Source organism: Pantoea sp. SGAir0430 (genome assembly GCF_043549295.1).
This window is the reverse complement of the sequence record NZ_CP039427.1, coordinates 3,299,584-3,315,353: the sequence shown is the minus strand read 5'-3', so window position 1 is coordinate 3,315,353 and position 15,770 is coordinate 3,299,584. Positions and strand designations below refer to the sequence as shown.

Annotated in this window: 18 protein-coding genes; 2 read left to right on the top strand and 16 right to left on the bottom strand. The window is 57.4% G+C overall.

Annotation, left to right across the window (positions count from 1 at the left end):
• Window positions 1–11: 11 nt before the first annotated feature.
• From fusA to fkpA, 8 genes are all read right to left on the bottom strand, one after another.
• The gene (gene fusA / locus E7738_RS15580; protein ID WP_021507461.1) at window positions 12–2,126 is read right to left on the bottom strand and encodes an elongation factor G; all 2,115 of its coding nucleotides are present in this window, start codon (window positions 2,124–2,126) and stop codon (window positions 12–14) included.
• 93 nt (window positions 2,127–2,219) lie between these two features.
• Window positions 2,220–2,690: a 30S ribosomal protein S7 gene (rpsG, locus tag E7738_RS15575; RefSeq protein ID WP_007886246.1), complete on the bottom strand. Its 471-nt coding sequence runs from the start codon at window positions 2,688–2,690 to the stop codon at window positions 2,220–2,222.
• A gap of 96 nt (window positions 2,691–2,786) precedes the next feature.
• A complete protein-coding gene (gene rpsL / locus E7738_RS15570) occupies window positions 2,787–3,161 on the bottom strand; it encodes a 30S ribosomal protein S12 (protein ID WP_010616440.1) in 375 nt (124 codons plus the stop codon).
• A gap of 124 nt (window positions 3,162–3,285) precedes the next feature.
• Entirely contained in the window at window positions 3,286–3,573 is a 288-nt protein-coding gene (tusB, locus tag E7738_RS15565) for a sulfurtransferase complex subunit TusB (protein WP_058759912.1), read from the bottom strand.
• Between the two features lie 9 nt (window positions 3,574–3,582).
• Window positions 3,583–3,942, bottom strand: coding sequence for a sulfurtransferase complex subunit TusC (gene tusC / locus E7738_RS15560; protein WP_058770980.1), 360 nt, complete (start codon window positions 3,940–3,942; stop codon window positions 3,583–3,585).
• The gene (gene tusD, locus E7738_RS15555; RefSeq protein WP_021507458.1) at window positions 3,942–4,328 is read right to left on the bottom strand and encodes a sulfurtransferase complex subunit TusD; all 387 of its coding nucleotides are present in this window, start codon (window positions 4,326–4,328) and stop codon (window positions 3,942–3,944) included. Before tusD ends, tusC begins: the two co-directional genes overlap by 1 nt.
• Window positions 4,328–5,050 carry a helix-turn-helix transcriptional regulator gene (locus E7738_RS15550; protein ID WP_021507457.1) on the bottom strand — a complete coding sequence of 241 codons (723 nt, stop codon included), beginning with the start codon at window positions 5,048–5,050 and terminating at the stop codon, window positions 4,328–4,330. The genes tusD and E7738_RS15550 overlap by 1 nt, the downstream gene beginning before the upstream one ends.
• A 186-nt stretch (window positions 5,051–5,236) precedes the next feature.
• Window positions 5,237–6,067 (bottom strand): FKBP-type peptidyl-prolyl cis-trans isomerase, encoded by an 831-nt coding sequence (gene fkpA, locus E7738_RS15545; protein WP_021507456.1) that lies wholly within the window; start codon window positions 6,065–6,067, stop codon window positions 5,237–5,239.
• A 280-nt stretch (window positions 6,068–6,347) separates the two neighbouring features.
• Here fkpA and E7738_RS15540 point away from each other — a divergent pair, with 280 nt between their 5' ends.
• The gene (locus E7738_RS15540; protein WP_394516349.1) at window positions 6,348–6,566 is read left to right on the top strand and encodes a SlyX family protein; all 219 of its coding nucleotides are present in this window, start codon (window positions 6,348–6,350) and stop codon (window positions 6,564–6,566) included.
• 55 nt (window positions 6,567–6,621) lie between these two features.
• Here E7738_RS15540 and slyD read toward each other — a convergent pair whose 3' ends face one another.
• The 4 genes from slyD to kefG form a co-directional block, all read right to left on the bottom strand.
• On the bottom strand, window positions 6,622–7,185 hold the full coding sequence (gene slyD, locus E7738_RS15535) for a peptidylprolyl isomerase (protein ID WP_021507454.1): 564 nt from the start codon (window positions 7,183–7,185) through the stop codon (window positions 6,622–6,624).
• 195 nt (window positions 7,186–7,380) lie between these two features.
• The gene (locus E7738_RS15530; RefSeq protein WP_021507453.1) at window positions 7,381–7,575 is read right to left on the bottom strand and encodes a YheV family putative zinc ribbon protein; all 195 of its coding nucleotides are present in this window, start codon (window positions 7,573–7,575) and stop codon (window positions 7,381–7,383) included.
• A 44-nt stretch (window positions 7,576–7,619) separates the two neighbouring features.
• Window positions 7,620–9,422, bottom strand: coding sequence for a glutathione-regulated potassium-efflux system protein KefB (kefB, locus tag E7738_RS15525; protein WP_021507452.1), 1,803 nt, complete (start codon window positions 9,420–9,422; stop codon window positions 7,620–7,622).
• A complete protein-coding gene (gene kefG / locus E7738_RS15520; RefSeq protein WP_021507451.1) occupies window positions 9,422–9,973 on the bottom strand; it encodes a glutathione-regulated potassium-efflux system ancillary protein KefG in 552 nt (183 codons plus the stop codon). Before kefG ends, kefB begins: the two co-directional genes overlap by 1 nt.
• A 114-nt stretch (window positions 9,974–10,087) precedes the next feature.
• Between kefG and E7738_RS15515 the strand changes: the two genes are divergently transcribed.
• Entirely contained in the window at window positions 10,088–11,992 is a 1,905-nt protein-coding gene (locus tag E7738_RS15515; protein WP_021507450.1) for an ABC transporter ATP-binding protein, read from the top strand.
• Between the two features lie 212 nt (window positions 11,993–12,204).
• Here E7738_RS15515 and tauD read toward each other — a convergent pair whose 3' ends face one another.
• Genes tauD through tauA form a run of 4 tightly spaced genes read right to left on the bottom strand, consistent with a single transcriptional unit; the run spans window position 12,205 to window position 15,626 of the window.
• On the bottom strand, window positions 12,205–13,044 hold the full coding sequence (gene tauD / locus E7738_RS15510) for a taurine dioxygenase (protein WP_021507449.1): 840 nt from the start codon (window positions 13,042–13,044) through the stop codon (window positions 12,205–12,207).
• Window positions 13,041–13,871, bottom strand: coding sequence for a taurine ABC transporter permease TauC (gene tauC, locus E7738_RS15505; RefSeq protein ID WP_021507448.1), 831 nt, complete (start codon window positions 13,869–13,871; stop codon window positions 13,041–13,043). Before tauC ends, tauD begins: the two co-directional genes overlap by 4 nt.
• Window positions 13,868–14,635, bottom strand: a complete 768-nt coding sequence (gene tauB / locus E7738_RS15500) for a taurine ABC transporter ATP-binding subunit (RefSeq protein WP_021507447.1) — start codon at window positions 14,633–14,635, stop codon at window positions 13,868–13,870. The genes tauC and tauB overlap by 4 nt, the downstream gene beginning before the upstream one ends.
• Before the next feature lie 10 nt (window positions 14,636–14,645).
• Window positions 14,646–15,626: a taurine ABC transporter substrate-binding protein gene (tauA, locus tag E7738_RS15495; protein ID WP_040679688.1), complete on the bottom strand. Its 981-nt coding sequence runs from the start codon at window positions 15,624–15,626 to the stop codon at window positions 14,646–14,648.
• Window positions 15,627–15,770: the final 144 nt, after the last annotated feature.

The following is a 15,770-nucleotide window of genomic DNA, read 5'->3' as shown; positions in this document are numbered from 1 at the left end:
AAACCGTAGCCTTATTTGCTACGAGCTTCAATAACGGCCTGAGCGACGTTGTTCGGCGCATCATCGTACTTCAGGAACTCCATGGAGTAAGAAGCACGGCCTTTGGTCAGAGAACGCAACTGAGTCGCGTATCCGAACATTTCAGACAGCGGAACTTCAGCGTGAATCTGAACGCCAGTCGCGTTAGATTCCTGACCTTTCAGCATACCACGACGGCGGCTCAGGTCACCGATAACGTCACCGGTGTTCTCTTCTGGGGTTTCTACTTCAACCTTCATGATTGGCTCAAGCAGAACCGGCTGTGCTTTCTTAAAGCCATCTTTGAAGGCGATAGAAGCGGCCAGTTTAAACGCCAGCTCAGAGGAGTCAACGTCATGGTAAGAACCGAAGTGCAGGCGCACGCCCAGATCAACTACCGGGTAACCGGCCAGTGGACCAGACTTCAGCTGCTCCTGGATACCTTTATCAACCGCAGGGATGTATTCACCAGGAATCACACCACCTTTGATATCGTTGACAAATTCGTAGCCTTTCGGATTCGAACCCGGCTCCAGTGGGTACATGTCGATAACAACATGACCGTACTGACCACGACCACCAGACTGCTTGGCGTGTTTACCTTCGATATCGGTAACTTTAGAGCGAATCGCTTCGCGGTAAGCAACCTGAGGTTTACCGACGTTCGCTTCAACGTTGAATTCACGCTTCATGCGGTCAACGATGATGTCGAGGTGCAGCTCACCCATACCAGCGATGATGGTCTGGTTAGACTCTTCGTCAGTCCATACGCGGAATGACGGGTCTTCTTTCGCCAGACGACCCAGAGCCAGACCCATTTTTTCCTGGTCAGCTTTGGTTTTCGGCTCAACGGCGATGGAAATTACCGGCTCAGGGAATTCCATACGCTCCAGAATGATCGGGTTAGAGGGATCACACAGAGTATCACCGGTGATCACGTCTTTCAGACCGATTGCTGCAGCGATGTCGCCTGCGCGAACTTCGCTGATCTCTTCACGTTTGTTGGCGTGCATCTGAACGATACGACCGAAACGCTCACGTGCAGATTTCACGGAGTTCAGTACGGTATCGCCCGAGTTAACCACACCCGAGTAAACGCGGAAGAAGGTCAGGTTACCTACGAACGGGTCGTTGGCAATTTTGAACGCCAGCGCAGAGAACGGCTCGTCGTCAGTTGCGTGACGCTCAGCCGGGGTATCTTTACCGTCGTCCAGGATACCGTTGATCGCCGGAACGTCAGTTGGTGCTGGCAGATATTCAACGACTGCATCCAGCATCGCCTGAACACCTTTGTTCTTAAATGCAGAACCACAGGTCACGAGGATGATCTCGTTGTTCAGTACGCGCTTACGCAGAGCAGATTTGATCTCTTCTTCAGACAGTTCTTCACCGCTAAAGAATTTCTCCATCAGCTCTTCAGAAGCTTCAGCAGCTGCTTCAATCAGCTTGCCACGCCACTCTTCAGCCAGTTCCTGCAACTCAGCACGGATATCTTCGTAAACGAAGGTAGTACCCTGATCGGCGTCGTTCCAGTTGATCTCTTTCATCTTGATCAGGTCAACAACACCGGTGAAGTTCTCTTCTGCGCCGATAGCCAGCTGCAGTGGAACCGGAGTTGCGCCCAGACGTGATTCGATCTGACCAACAACTTTCAGGAAGTTCGCACCCATACGGTCCATTTTGTTAACGAACGCGATACGTGGAACTTTATATTTGTTTGCCTGACGCCATACGGTTTCAGACTGCGGCTGCACGCCACCTACTGCACAGTAAACCATTACTGCGCCGTCGAGCACACGCATAGAACGTTCTACTTCGATGGTGAAGTCAACGTGACCCGGGGTGTCGATGATGTTGATGCGGTGCGGCTCAAACTGCTTCGCCATACCTGACCAGAACGCAGTGGTCGCTGCAGAGGTGATGGTAATACCACGCTCCTGCTCCTGCGCCATCCAGTCCATGGTTGCAGCGCCATCGTGCACTTCACCGATTTTGTGGTTAACACCGGTGTAGAACAGGATACGCTCGGTGGTAGTGGTTTTACCGGCGTCAATGTGTGCGCTGATACCGATGTTACGGTAGCGCGCAATGGGTGTTGTACGAGCCATTTGATTCCTCTGATTCTCGGACGTTCAATGTAAGTCGACCCCAGCGGGTTGGCTGAATGAGCGCCCGCTGGTTTAACAACAACTACGTGGCGATTACCAGCGGTAGTGTGCGAACGCCTTGTTGGCTTCAGCCATACGGTGAACGTCTTCACGTTTCTTCACTGCAGTACCTTTGTTTTCTGCAGCGTCAGAAAGTTCGTTCGCCAGGCGGAGAGCCATCGATTTATCACCGCGTTTACGAGCAGCTTCTACGATCCAACGCATTGCCAGGGCATTACGACGAACCGGACGGACTTCAACTGGAACCTGGTAGGTTGAACCACCAACGCGACGTGACTTAACTTCGACAGTCGGACGTACGTTTTCGAGTGCAACTTCGAAAGCTTCCAGACCATCTTTACCAGCACGTTGAGCCAGGGTATCAAGTGCGGTATAGACGATTGATTCAGCAGTAGATTTTTTACCATCTACCATCAGGATATTTACAAATTTAGCCAGCAGCTCTGATCCGAACTTAGGATCCGGCAGAATTTTACGCTGACCAATGACGCGACGACGTGGCATGGAAATACTCCGTTGTTAATTCAGGATTGTCCAAAACTCTACGAGTTTATTTTGACATTAAAGTTAAAACGTTTGGCCTTACTTAACGGAGAACCATTAAGCCTTTGGCTTCTTCACGCCGTACTTGGAGCGAGCCTGCTTACGGTCTTTAACACCTGAGCAGTCCAGCGCGCCACGAACGGTGTGGTAACGCACACCTGGCAGGTCTTTTACACGACCGCCACGGATCAGGATCACGGAGTGCTCCTGCAGGTTATGACCTTCACCGCCGATGTAGGAGGTGACTTCAAAACCGTTAGTCAAACGCACACGGCAGACTTTACGCAGTGCGGAGTTTGGTTTTTTCGGGGTAGTGGTGTAAACACGAGTACAAACACCACGTTTTTGCGGGCAAGCTTCCAGCGCCGGCACGTTGCTTTTAGCAACCTGACGAACGCGTGGTTTGCGAACCAGCTGGTTAACTGTTGCCATTAAATAGCTCCTGGATTTAGCTTTTGCTTCGTAAACACGTAATAAATCGCCTCGTATTACTACGAGGAGGCAGAATTTTAGGGCTGTGCCCATAGGGTGTCAAGAAATAACCAGGTTTTACCCTTCACCAGGCCACTTGTTGTGGATGCTTCGTCGTCAGCGTAACGAAACCAGTATAGTTCAGACGCGACACATTGGTCGAAATTTGCGCAGTCAGCCCGCGCGCCATCACGTCTTCTTCTAATACCCACAGCGTGGCGGGCGACGCCAGCAGCTGCTGCAGCTTCTCACTGCCTGCCAGCGCGGCCGTCACACCATCCTGTAACAGCAGCACGTCATCGCCCTCCTGTAACAGCAGCAGCAGGCTATCGAAATCGCATTGCCAGGGAGAGTGCAGCAGGGTGTAGAGCATGGTCAGTTCTCAGAAACGGAGGATACGGTCATAAGTTGCCAGCGTCTGGCGCAGCGCGGCAGGTTCCAGCAGCTGCGCATCCAGCACGCGCGCTGCCGTGAGGCTCAGGCCACGTGCCAGCAGTGACGCCTGACAGATATAGCAGCGATCGATGTCGTATAGCGCCAGCACGCCAAAGGTCGCAATATAGTCACGCGCCAGAATCTGCGCCGGCTGCTGATCGCGGTTGAGCTGCAGCACGCCGTCGCCAATAAAGAACAGGCCGATATCCTCGCTCAGCGCGCCAGTCGCCAGCACGGCATCCAGCCCTTCCCGGCCAGCACTGCTGCCGTGCGGAGCCTGCGTAAACAGAAACGCCACGCGGTTCATCAGAACTGCACCAGGCGATCGCAGCTCAGCGCGGCTTCCGCCAGCGCGCCCAAGCCGCTAAGGGTAAATCCGGGCTGCAGATTGCTGCCCGCCAGCTGCAGGCGCGCCGCCTCCTGCGCATCGGTCACGCCGCGCCGCAACGCGGCTGCCACACAGATATTCAGCGCCGCGCCACTGTCGTCGCGCAACTGCTGCCAGGCGCGCACCATGTCCACTTCATCGCTGGCCGGCGCGCTGAGCTGGTTAGCATTCAGCACGCCTTCGCGGTAAAAGAACACGCTTTCCAGCTGATGTCCCTGTGCCAGCAGCGCACGGGCAAACAGCAGCGCGCTACTGGCGTGCTGTGTGCCGTAAGCCGGCCCGGTCACCAGCAGCGTGTAGCGCATTAGCGATCCTGCCCCTGCAGATCGCCACTCTTAAACTGGCGGATATACAGATACACGGTGTGCTTAGAAATATTGAGGCGATCGGCCACCTGGTTAATGGCGTCCTTAATATCGAAAATGCCCTTCTCGTACAGATTGAGGACGATCTGGCGATTCTTGGCGTTATTCGACACGTTGCGATCGGCGCTCACCTCTTCAATAGTGAACTCCAGCGTCTGGGTGACCAGATCCTCTACCGAGCTGGCAAAGTTGACGTTGGAATCCACCTGCTGCGTCTCCGGCGGCATGAAAGTCGACATAATCTGCGAAAACGGTACGTCCAGGTTCATATTGATGCACAGCAGGCCAATCACCCGCTGCTGCCGGTTACGAATCGCAATGGTTACCGACTTCATCAGCACGCCACTTTTGGCTCGCGTGAAGTAGGCGCGCGACACATTGCTCTCCGCGCCGTGCATATCATGCAGCATGCGCAGCGCCAGATCGGTAATCGGGGAACCCACTTTGCGGCCGGTATGTTCGCCGTTGGCGATACGCACGGCGGAGCATTTAAGATCTTCCAGAGAGTGCAGCACGATTTCGCAGTGCGAGCCAATCAGCATCGCCAGACCGTCGACCACCGCTTCGTAGGATTTAAGAATATCGTAGTCTGCTTGTTCGAACGGACGCTGCTCCAGTAAATCGAAGTCAGTCAGTTCGCCGGGATTGAATGGATTAGACATCGAAGACATTACCCTAAATGGCTGGAGCCTGTCTCGACAGCATTGGGGCAGACTCATCTTATGATCATTGTGCAGGCGCTAGTCTGGCAAATGTCGCCGTTTTTAGCCAGAGCTTTACTCATCGCGCCGCAAATTCAGGATGAGCGAAAACAAAACCGCCGCCCGAAGGCGGCGGTGCAAGTCAGCTTACTGCGCTTTCTTGTCAGCGGCGGCCGGAGCCTGCGCTTTCTCATCGGCTTTCGGCGCCGGCTTGATGTCGAGCAGCTCAACATCGAACACCAGCGTGGAGTTGGCCGGAATACCCGGCACGCCGTTTTTGCCGTAAGCCAGGTTCGGTGGGATCACCAGCTTGATCTTACCGCCTTTCTTCACGTGCTTCAGACCTTCGGTCCAGCCCGGGATTACGCCGTCCAGACGGAACGACAGCGGCTCGCCGCGCGTGTAAGAGTTGTCGAACTCAGTGCCGTCAATCAGCGTACCTTTGTAGTTAACCACCACGGTATCGCTGTCTTTCGGGGTTTCACCGCTGCCCTCTTTCTCTACCTGATACAGCAGGCCAGATTCGGTTTTCTTCACGCCCTTCTCTTTGGCGAACTTGTCCGCGTAAGCGGTGCCTTTGTCGGCATTCTCTTTCGCGTCTTTTTCCATCTTCGCCTGAGCGGCCCCTTTCACGCGGCCTTCAAACGCCTGCAGCGTCTGCTCAATCTCTTCGTCAGACAGCTTGCTCTTGCCGCCAAACGCATCCTGAACACCGGCAATCAGCTGGTCTTTGTCCAGTTTGATACCCAGTTTCTCCTGCTCCTTCAGAGAGTTGTCCATGTAGCGACCCAGGGAGGCGCCCAGCGCATAGGCTGACTGCTGGTCTTCGTTTTTGAAGGCAGCATTTTTCGGCGCCTGTGGCGCAGCCTGCGCTGCGTCAGCCGGTGCCGCAGTGGTTTCTGCTGCCATTGCCAGCGGTGCATTCAGCGCGACGGCCATGGTGGTAGCTAACAATGTGACTTTAAACAGTGATTTCATCCTTTCTCCAAAACCGAAGCTTCAAAACCTCGGGAATCATTGCGGACAGTGGCCCACACTATAACTTTACGTGGCAGTGGCGAACACTCCCACAGTGTAATTACCCGGTCAACCTCCGACCTTTTTTGCTTCAGGAAGTTTCATCAGAGATATAGGCGCAACGCGGGAATTCAATGCATACGCCAGACCGAAGGTGAAATATCAGGTGATTCTGACACGAAAGACCGTAGAATCACGCCCGACAAGATCAACGCGCAGCACCGTGACAGGAGGAGTGATGATGCAACAACCAGAATGGGATCAACGCCTTGAGACGCTGGAGAGCAAGCTGGCTTTCCAGGAACATACCATTGAGCAGCTCAATCAGACGGTGGTTCAGCACGAGCTGGAAATGAGTAAACTGCGTGAGCAGGTGCGTCTGCTGGTGGATAAAGTGAAGGCCGCCGCCCCGTCCATGGTCGCTTCGCAAGCGGAAGAGACCCCGCCGCCGCACTATTAATATCGCGTGCTTTGCTGCCCAATAAAAAGGCCACCCGCAGGTGGCCTTTTTACGCTTAGTGGTTGCAGCCGCAACCACCGTGGCCGCCGCAGCCGCCGTGACCGTGCTCATGATCGTGACCATGGTCGTGGTCATGATCGTGATGATGGCCGTCAGCGCCATGAACGTGGCCGTGAGCGATCTCTTCTTCCGTGGCTTCACGGATAGCAACCACTTCCACATTGAAGTTCAGGTTCTGACCCGCCAGCATGTGGTTACCATCAACCACCACGTGCTCATCTTCCACTTCGGTGATCTCGACCGGCACCGGGCCCTGGTCGGTTTCTGCCAGGAAGCGCATGCCAACCTGCAGCTCGTCAACGCCCATGAACACGTCTTTCGGTACACGCTGCACCAGGTTGTCATCGTACTGGCCGTACGCGTCGTTTGCCGGGATATGCACGTCAAACTTGTCGCCGACCGCGTGATTTTCCAGCGCTTTTTCCAGACCAGAAATCAGGGAACCATGACCGTGCAGATAATCCAACGGCGCACTCACCGGTGACTCGTCAACCAACACACCGTCTTCGGTACGAACCTGATACGCCAGGCTCACCACCAGGTCTTTTGCTACTTTCATGATATCTCCTAACCGTTGAGAACAAAGAATCCCGTCTCATTGGTCTATTCTCGCGTGCAATAACCAACCAGAAAGGTTCAGTACTGAGGATGCCAACAGTGCTGTTGGACCATACTGCTCAGCGTTAATGGCGCCGATTGTAGCGGAATTCAATACCGCTGTAAGGCTAAGCTTAAAAAAAGCTGCGCCATCGCGCTACTCCGGATGAAAAATGCCAATCACTTGCTCAGTGCTGCGAACCTGATCGCGCGCCTGCTTGTCCGCCTCACGCATCTGGTGGCCGCACTTCACGCACTCCACCACATCGACATTGTTTTCACGCCACATCGCCAGCGTGTCTTTCTCCTGACAGTGCGGACAAACCGCACCGGCAATAAAACGTTTACGCATAGTGTTTCCTGCCCGTCATCAGAACGGATACGTTAAGTGTAGCCTTACTCATCATCCCAGCCGTCAAACTGCCGTTTTTCATGCTGCATTTCACGCTGGAAAATGTCCTCCAGCTCGCGTCGCGCCTCACGCACGCGTGAAACCTGCACGCTGTCGTCGTGGCTCGGCACCAGTTCACGCAGCATGCGCATATCCAGCCGGCGGAAGTGCTGCTGCGCGCGCTGCGCCTGATGCGGATGCATACCCAGCGATATCAGCGCTTTGCGGCCTAACTCCAGCGCACTGGAGAAGGTTTCACGCGAGAACAGTGTGACGCCCGCCTGCAGCAGCTCATGCGCCTCGACACGACCGCGCGCCCGCGCCAGAATCTCCAGCTGCGGGAAGTGCTGCTGGCACAAGTGCACGATGGTCATCGAATCTTCCGGATCGTTACAGGTGATGACGATCGACTGCGCATTCTCCGCCCCGGCGGCACGCAGCAGCTCGAGCTCGGTGGCATCGCCATAGTAAACCTTGTAGCCATATTTGCGCATCAGGCTGACCGCCGAGATATCGCGCTCCAGCACGGTGATGCGCTTGTTGTTGGCCATCAGCAAACGCCCGACCACCTGACCAAAACGGCCAAAGCCCACCACAATCACCTGGGGCTGATCGTCCTCGACAAACGGCTTTTCGCCGTCCTCTTCCGGTTCATTGAAGCGGCGCGCCAGAATCTTATCCACGCCCTGCATCAGCAGCGGCGTGGTCATCATCGACAGCGTCACCGTGACCAGCAGCAGCGGCAGCTGATCGCCGCTGAACAGTTTTGCCGACGACGCCGCCGAAAACAGCACGAAGGCGAATTCACCGCCCTGACTCAGCACGCCGGCAAACTGCAGACGCTCCGAACTGCGCAGACCATAAATGCGCGCCAGCACATAGAGCACCAGCGTTTTCACCGCCACCAGCAGCACCACGCCAATCAGAATTTCGAGGATGTGGGTATAAAGCACGCCGAGGTTGAGCGCCATGCCCACCGAAATAAAGAACAGCCCGAGCAGCAGCCCTTTAAACGGTTCAATGGCCACTTCCAGTTCGTGGCGATACTCACTCTCTGCCAGCAGAATACCGGCGATAAACGTCCCCAGCGCCATCGACAGGCCCAGCGCATCCATAAACAGCGCCGAACCGAGCACCAGCAGCAGCGAGGCGGCGGTAAACACTTCCCGCACGCCGGACGCGGCGATGAAACGGAAAATCGGCCGCAGCAGATAGCGTCCGCCCACCAGCATACCGGCGAATGCCAGCACCTTCATGCCCACCTTAAGCCAGTCGACATGGCCACTGTCGCTGCCAGCCAGCAGCGGCACCAGCGCCAGCGCCGGAATCACCGCCAGGTCCTGGAACAGCAGCACCGAGAAGCCCAGCTGGCCCGCTTCGCTGCGGTTCATGCCTTTGTCGCGCATCAGTTGCAGCGCCATGGCGGTCGAGGACATCGCCAGGCCGATACCGCCAATCACCGCGGCCTGCCAGCTGAAGTCGGTCAGCCACAGCAGCACGCCGAGAATCGCTGCCGATACCAGCACCTGCGCGGCACCGACGCCAAAAATAGAGCGCCGCAGCGCCCACAGCTTGGCCGGGTTCAGCTCCAGCCCGATGATGAACATCAGGAACACCACGCCAAGCTCCGAGAAGTGCAGAATCTCGTCCACATCGCTGATGAAGCCCAGCCCCCACGGGCCGATGGCGATACCGGCCAGCAGGTAGCCCAGCACCGCACCAATGCCGAGCCGGGCGGCAATCGGCACCACCAGCACCGCCGCCACCAGATAAATCACGCCGGCGGTGAGTAACGTTTCGCCTTGCATCACACTCCTCCGTTCGGCAGCGGTGACGCCAGCCAGTCGCCATAGGCGCGCGCAAAATTGCGCAGCACCTCGGGTGTCTGACGACGCGCCCAGTAAATCACCATCGGCGTCAGCCAGTGCATGCGACACATCTGCGCCGTCAGCTCAAACGGTCGCATAATGTCGCTCATCGGGTAGCGATTGAGGCCGCTGTGGTGATACGCCGTCTCCGGCTCACCGGTGGTCACCACGCTGCGCCAGTATTTGCCTTCCAGCGCATTACCGTCCTGGCCGCTGGCAAAGCCGCGCGACAGTACGCGATCCAGCCACTCTTTCAGCAGTGCCGGACAGCTATAGGTATAAAGTGGATGCTGAAACACCACGATTTGATGGTCGCGCAGCAGTTGCTGCTCGTAATGAATATCAATAAAGAAATCCGGATAGTGGGCGTATAAATCGTGCACCGTGACGTGGTCCAGTTCCATAGCCGACTGCAGCAAAACCCGATTGGCAATCGAATCCTGTGATTCCGGATGGGCGTAAAGCAGCAATATTTTGGGCGGCTGCGACATCGTTCCCCTCCAAAGCGTCGTCACCGCGGCGGAATTCCGCTACCATGCTCGACGCAACAAACATTATCGAATTATGTTGCCGATAAATTAACATATTCTGACGATACGGCGCTTATGATTGTCTTTTCCGCATTACAAATCCGTCGCGGCACTAATGTGCTGCTGGATAACGCAACGGCCACCATTAACCCGGGGCAAAAAGTCGGCCTGGTGGGTAAAAACGGCTGCGGTAAATCCACGCTGCTGTCCCTGCTGAAGGGTGAAATCAGCAGCGATGCCGGCAACGTCACCTTTCCCGGCAACTGGGCGCTGGCGTGGGTGAATCAGGAAACCCCGGCGCTGAGTAAAGCCGCGCTGGAATATGTTATCGACGGCGACCGCGAATATCGTCAACTCGAATCCGAATTAGCGGCAGCCAATGCGCGCGACGATGGCAACGCCATTGCGCTGCTGCACGGCAAGCTGGATGCTATTCAGGCGTGGAGCATACACGCACGCGCCGCCAGTCTGCTGCACGGATTGGGCTTCAGCCAGGAACAATTAATGCGGCCGGTGAGCGATTTCTCCGGCGGCTGGCGTATGCGTCTCAACCTTGCTCAGGCGCTGGTATGCCGTTCCGACCTGCTGCTGCTCGATGAACCGACCAACCACCTCGATCTCGACGCGGTGATCTGGCTGGAGCGCTGGCTGAAGAGTTATACCGGCACGCTGATCCTGATCTCGCACGACCGCGACTTCCTCGACCCGGTGGTGGACAAAATCATCCATATCGAACAGCAGACAATGTTCGAATACACCGGCAACTACAGCTCGTTCGAGCGTCAGCGCGTAGCCAAACTGGCGCAGCAGCAGGCGCTGTACCAGAGCCAGCAGGAAAAAGTAACGCACCTGCAAAAGTACATCGATCGCTTCCGCGCGCAGGCCACTAAAGCCAAACAGGCGCAGAGCCGCATCAAGATGCTGGAGCGCATGGAGCTGATTGCCCCGGCGCACGTCGATAACCCGTTCAGCTTCAGCTTCCGCGCGCCAGAGAGTCTGCCTAACCCAATCCTGAAAATGGAGCAGGTTTCGGCGGGGTACGGTGAGCGGGTGATTCTGGATGCCATCAAACTCAACCTGGTGCCGGGTTCGCGCATCGGCCTGCTGGGGCGCAACGGCGCCGGTAAATCCACGCTGATCAAACTGCTGGCGGGCGAGCTGGAGCCGCTGGCGGGCAAGGTGGGTCTGGCGAAAGGGATCAAGCTGGGTTACTTCGCGCAGCATCAGCTTGAGTATCTGCGCGCCGATGAGTCGCCGCTGCAGCATCTGGCGCGCATCGCCCCGAAAACGCTGGAGCAGCAGCTGCGTGACTACCTGGGCGGCTTTGGTTTTCAGGGCGACAAAGTCAGCGAAGCCACCGAGCGTTTCTCCGGCGGCGAGAAAGCGCGGCTGGTGCTGGCGCTGATCGTCTGGCAGCGGCCAAATCTGCTGCTGCTCGACGAACCGACCAACCACCTCGATTTGGATATGCGCCAGGCGCTGACCGAAGCGCTGATCGACTTTGAAGGCGCACTGGTGGTGGTGTCGCACGATCGTCATCTTCTGCGTTCAACCACCGACGATCTTTACCTGGTGCACGACCGCAAAGTGGATGTGTTCGAGGGCGATCTGGACGATTATCAGCAGTGGCTGAGCGACCTGCAGAAGCAGGAAACGCAGCAGGATGCCGCGCCGAAGCAGGACAACGCCAACAGCGCGCAGTCCCGCAAAGATCAGAAGCGCCGCGACGCCGAGCTGCGCGCGCAGACGCAGCCGCTGCGCAAAGAGATCGAAAAGCTGGAGAAGCAGATGGCCAAATGGCAGACGCAGCTCAGCGAAGCCGAAGCACAGCTGGCCGACAGCGCCATTTACGAGCAAAACCGTAAGGCCGATTTAACCGCCGCCCTGCAGCGCCAGGCGGAGAGCAAATCGGCGCTGGAAGAGGTCGAAATGGCGTGGCTGGAGGCGCAGGAGCAGCTGGAGCAGATGCTCGCAGGGTAAAGGTGCGCGATGAGGTCATAGAGGGTGCGCGATGATGCCCTCACTCTGACCCTCTCCCATAGGGAGAGGGAATAAACCTTACTCCCGCGCTGGAACAGCCTCCTCCCACAGGAGAGGGAACAAACCTTAATCCGCCTTACCTGCTACGCACGGTCGGCCCCCTCTCCCGCTGGCGGGAGAGGGTTGGGGTGAGGGCAATCAACGCTCCGAAATCACACCGGCACATCCCCTAACACCGTCGCGCGATGCATCACGCGCCGCGCCGGATAATAATCCGCGTTGGCATAATGCTGCGTCACGCGGTTATCCCAGATTGCCACGTCATTCGGCTGCCAGCGCCAGCGCACCTGAAACTCCGGCTTGGTGGCGTGCGCAAACAGATAGCCCAGCAGCGCCTCGCTCTCCTTCTCGCTTACGCCGAGCAGCCTGGTGGTAAAACCTTCATTAACAAACAGCGCCTTGCGTCCGCTCACCGGATGGGTGCGGATCACCGGATGCTGCACCGGCGGATGCTTCGCCACGGCCTGCTGCCAGCGCTGATGCTCCTCTTCCGTCTTACGGTACTTATACTCCTGGAACGATTTCTTAAAGTCGTGCTCCGCCTGCAGGCCACTCAGCAGCTGTTTGAACGGCTCTGACAGCGCCTCGTAAGCGGCAATCCCGCTGGTCCACAGCGTATCGCCACCGCTCTCCGGCAGCAGCTTTGAGGCCAGAATGGCGATCGCCGGCGGCGTCTGAATAAAGGTGACGTCGGTATGCCAGTTATCGTTGTCCGGCGGATTATCCTGATGCGTATCCAGCACGATAATCTCTTCCACGCCTTCGGCATGCGGATAAACCGGATGAATGTGCAGATCGCCGAAGCGGATCGCCAGCGCGCGCTGCTGCTCCGGCGTAATACGCTGATCGCGCAGAAACAGCACCTGATGACGCAGCAGACCGTGGTAAAGCTGCTCAAACTGCGCGTCACTCAGCGGACGGCTGAGATCGACATCGCTGACCTGCGCCCCGATATACGGACCCAGCGCGGTAAAATTCACTCGTTCGTTCATTGCTGTTCTCCATTCCAGGGCGTCAGTCGGCGCTGTAGCGCACGTAAACCCAGTTCTAAACTAAAGGCAATCAGGGCGATCACCGCGATGCCCGCCAGCACCACATCGGTGGCGAGAAACTCCCCAGCCGACTGCACCATAAAGCCCAGTCCGCGCGTCGCGGCAATCAGTTCGGCCGCCACCAGCGTGGACCAGCCCACGCCCAGGCCGATGCGCAGACCGGTGAGAATCTCCGGCAACGCTCCGGGCAGAATGACAAAACGCAGCAGCTGCCCGCGCGTCGCCCCCAGCGCCTGAGCGGCACGGATCCGCACCTGCTGCGTATTCTTCACGCCGGCCAGGGTGGATAAAGTCACCGGCGCGAAAATTGCCAGATAAATCAGTAAAATCTTTGAGGTTTCGCCAATGCCAAACCAAATCACCATCAGCGGCAAGTAGGCCAGCGGCGGTACCGGTCGATAGAGTTCAATCAGCGGATCGAGCAGCCCGCGTACCGCCGGGCTAAGCCCCATGGCAATGCCCACCGGAATGCCGATCAGTGCGGCAAAGAACAGCGCCACCAGCATGCGCGTCAGGCTGGCACCAAGATGCTGCCATAGCGTGGCATCCATAAAACCCTGCGGACCAGCAATAACCAGCAGCTTATGCAGCACCTGCTGCGGCGGCGGCAGAAACAAGGGCGCAATCAGCCCCAGCGCGGTCACCCCCCACCACAGCAGCAGCAGCACGGCCACGCTCAGCAGGCTCAGCGACAGCTGGCGGGAAAACGGCCAGCGCAGGCGACGAACGCGGGACGTCCGGCGCTTGTCATCAATAACGGCACTCATACAAACGCCTCCCGCTGCGCGAACACCTGGTTCAGGACATACTCACGTCGTTCGATAAATGCCGGATCGGATTTGATGCTGCGGCACGGCTCGCCCGCGGCGAAGCGCTGGCCAAAGTCGAGCTTCAGGCGTTCCACCACGCGACCCGGACCCGGCGACAGCAGCACCAGTTCGCTGGCGAGAAAGACGGCTTCTTCGATGTCATGGGTGATCAGCAGAATCTGCTTGCCGGTATCGCGCCATAACGTCAGCAGCAGCGTCTGCATCTGCTCGCGCGTGAAGGCATCCAGCGCACCGAACGGCTCATCTAACAGCAGCAGCTGCGGATCAGCGGCCAGCGCACGGGCAATCCCCACGCGCTGACGCTGCCCCCCAGAGAGCTGCCAGATAAAACGCTTTTCTGCGCCCTCGAGCCCGACCTTACGGATCAGACGGCGGGCGATCGCGTGCCGTTCAGCTTTTGCCATGCCCGCCAGCTGCAGGCCGAACGCCACGTTATCGATGACGTTACGCCACGGCAGTAGCCCTTCGTTCTGAAAGACCACGCCGCGCTCTGCGCCCGGTCCGCGTACCGGCTTGCCATCCAGCGTGATACTGCCGGACTCCAGCGGCAGAAAGCCGGCGATCAAGTTCAGCAGCGTGGTTTTGCCACAGCCGGACGGCCCCAGCACCACCAGCAATTCGCGGCTGGCCAGCTGCAGATTGATATCCTGCAGCGCCGGTTGCCCGGCGTAACGTGCGTTGAGATGGGTGATGCTGAGCATAAGGCCTCCGTTATTTGGCTAAGGGGGCAACAAAGCGCGTGGTGACAAAGCTGCTGTAGTCGCTGGCGGCATCCGGCACTTTGCCCTGCTCTTTCAGAAACTGTGCGGTATCGACAATCGCCTTGTTGACCGGTTTGCCCAGCTGTTCCACCTGCTGCTGCGCCGTCAGGTAGGTATTGCCTTTCACCAGCCCGGGGACGTCACTTTCCGGCACGCCGCTCAGGCGCGACAGCTTGCTGAGATTATCCGGCTGCTGCAGCCACTGTTCCGGGTTGGCGATATAAGCCTGCTGCGCGGCAATCGCGCTGCGGGCGAAAGCGGTGACCACTTCAGGATGCTGCCGGGCAAAATCCTTGCGCACCACCCAGACGTCGAGCGTCGGTGAGCCCCACTGCCCGACCTGCGACGAGTCGGTCAGCACCTTGCCGTCTTTCTCCAGTTCATTGACGGCGGGTGCCCAGACGTAAGCGCCGTCGATATCACCGCGCTGCCAGGCAGCAATGATCGCCGGCGGCTGCAGATTAACCAGTTGCACCTGGGTCGGTTTGATGCCCCAGTGTTTCAGCGCGGCCAGCAGGCTGTAATGGGTGGTAGAGATGAAGGGAACGGCAATGCGTTTGCCGATCAAATCTTTGGGTGAGCTGATGCCTTTTTTCACCACCAGCGCTTCAGAATTGCCCAGCTGTGAAGCCAGCAGGAAAGCTTCAATCGGCAGCTGCTGCGTGGCGGCCACCGCCAGCGGGCTGGAACCGATGTTGCCAATTTGCACATCGCCCGAGGCTAACGCACGCAGGACGCTGGCGCCGCTGTCGAATTTGCGCCAGTCAACCGTGGCACCGCTCTCTTTAGCAAAGGTGTTGTCCGCCTGCGCCACTTTGGCCGGTTCCGCCGACGTCTGATAAGCCACGGTCACATTGACCGCCTGCGCCTGAAAGGTCATCAGCGCTAACGCGGCTGCTACCGCGCTTATTGTTTTGGTTACTGCCATCATCATGCACCCCAATGTTGAGTCGTGACGGCAGTGTCGCCAGCAGCAATGATTTCATAAAGGAATTAAAAATTATCCCTAATAAAAATCGGTTCTTAGATCAACATCGGGTAACGCTATGCAAAAAGTGCAAATACAAAACCGCTG

Coding starts and splice junctions, on each gene's coding strand:
- E7738_RS15550 (WP_021507457.1), bottom strand. CDS start 5,050: ATGTCTAATCCATTCAATCCCGGCGAACTGACTGACTTCGATTTACTG.
- tusC (WP_058770980.1), bottom strand. CDS start 3,942: ATGAACCGCGTGGCGTTTCTGTTTACGCAGGCTCCGCACGGCAGCAGT.
- kefG (WP_021507451.1), bottom strand. CDS start 9,973: ATGTCGCAGCCGCCCAAAATATTGCTGCTTTACGCCCATCCGGAATCA.
- rpsG (WP_007886246.1), bottom strand. CDS start 2,690: ATGCCACGTCGTCGCGTCATTGGTCAGCGTAAAATTCTGCCGGATCCT.
- E7738_RS15515 (WP_021507450.1), top strand. CDS start 10,088: ATGATTGTCTTTTCCGCATTACAAATCCGTCGCGGCACTAATGTGCTG.
- fusA (WP_021507461.1), bottom strand. CDS start 2,126: ATGGCTCGTACAACACCCATTGCGCGCTACCGTAACATCGGTATCAGC.
- tusD (WP_021507458.1), bottom strand. CDS start 4,328: ATGCGCTACACGCTGCTGGTGACCGGGCCGGCTTACGGCACACAGCAC.
- tauB (WP_021507447.1), bottom strand. CDS start 14,635: ATGCTCAGCATCACCCATCTCAACGCACGTTACGCCGGGCAACCGGCG.
- tusB (WP_058759912.1), bottom strand. CDS start 3,573: ATGCTCTACACCCTGCTGCACTCTCCCTGGCAATGCGATTTCGATAGC.
- tauA (WP_040679688.1), bottom strand. CDS start 15,626: ATGATGGCAGTAACCAAAACAATAAGCGCGGTAGCAGCCGCGTTAGCG.
- rpsL (WP_010616440.1), bottom strand. CDS start 3,161: ATGGCAACAGTTAACCAGCTGGTTCGCAAACCACGCGTTCGTCAGGTT.
- tauC (WP_021507448.1), bottom strand. CDS start 13,871: ATGAGTGCCGTTATTGATGACAAGCGCCGGACGTCCCGCGTTCGTCGC.
- E7738_RS15540 (WP_394516349.1), top strand. CDS start 6,348: ATGCAACAACCAGAATGGGATCAACGCCTTGAGACGCTGGAGAGCAAG.
- fkpA (WP_021507456.1), bottom strand. CDS start 6,067: ATGAAATCACTGTTTAAAGTCACATTGTTAGCTACCACCATGGCCGTC.
- kefB (WP_021507452.1), bottom strand. CDS start 9,422: ATGCAAGGCGAAACGTTACTCACCGCCGGCGTGATTTATCTGGTGGCG.
- tauD (WP_021507449.1), bottom strand. CDS start 13,044: ATGAACGAACGAGTGAATTTTACCGCGCTGGGTCCGTATATCGGGGCG.
- slyD (WP_021507454.1), bottom strand. CDS start 7,185: ATGAAAGTAGCAAAAGACCTGGTGGTGAGCCTGGCGTATCAGGTTCGT.
- E7738_RS15530 (WP_021507453.1), bottom strand. CDS start 7,575: ATGCGTAAACGTTTTATTGCCGGTGCGGTTTGTCCGCACTGTCAGGAG.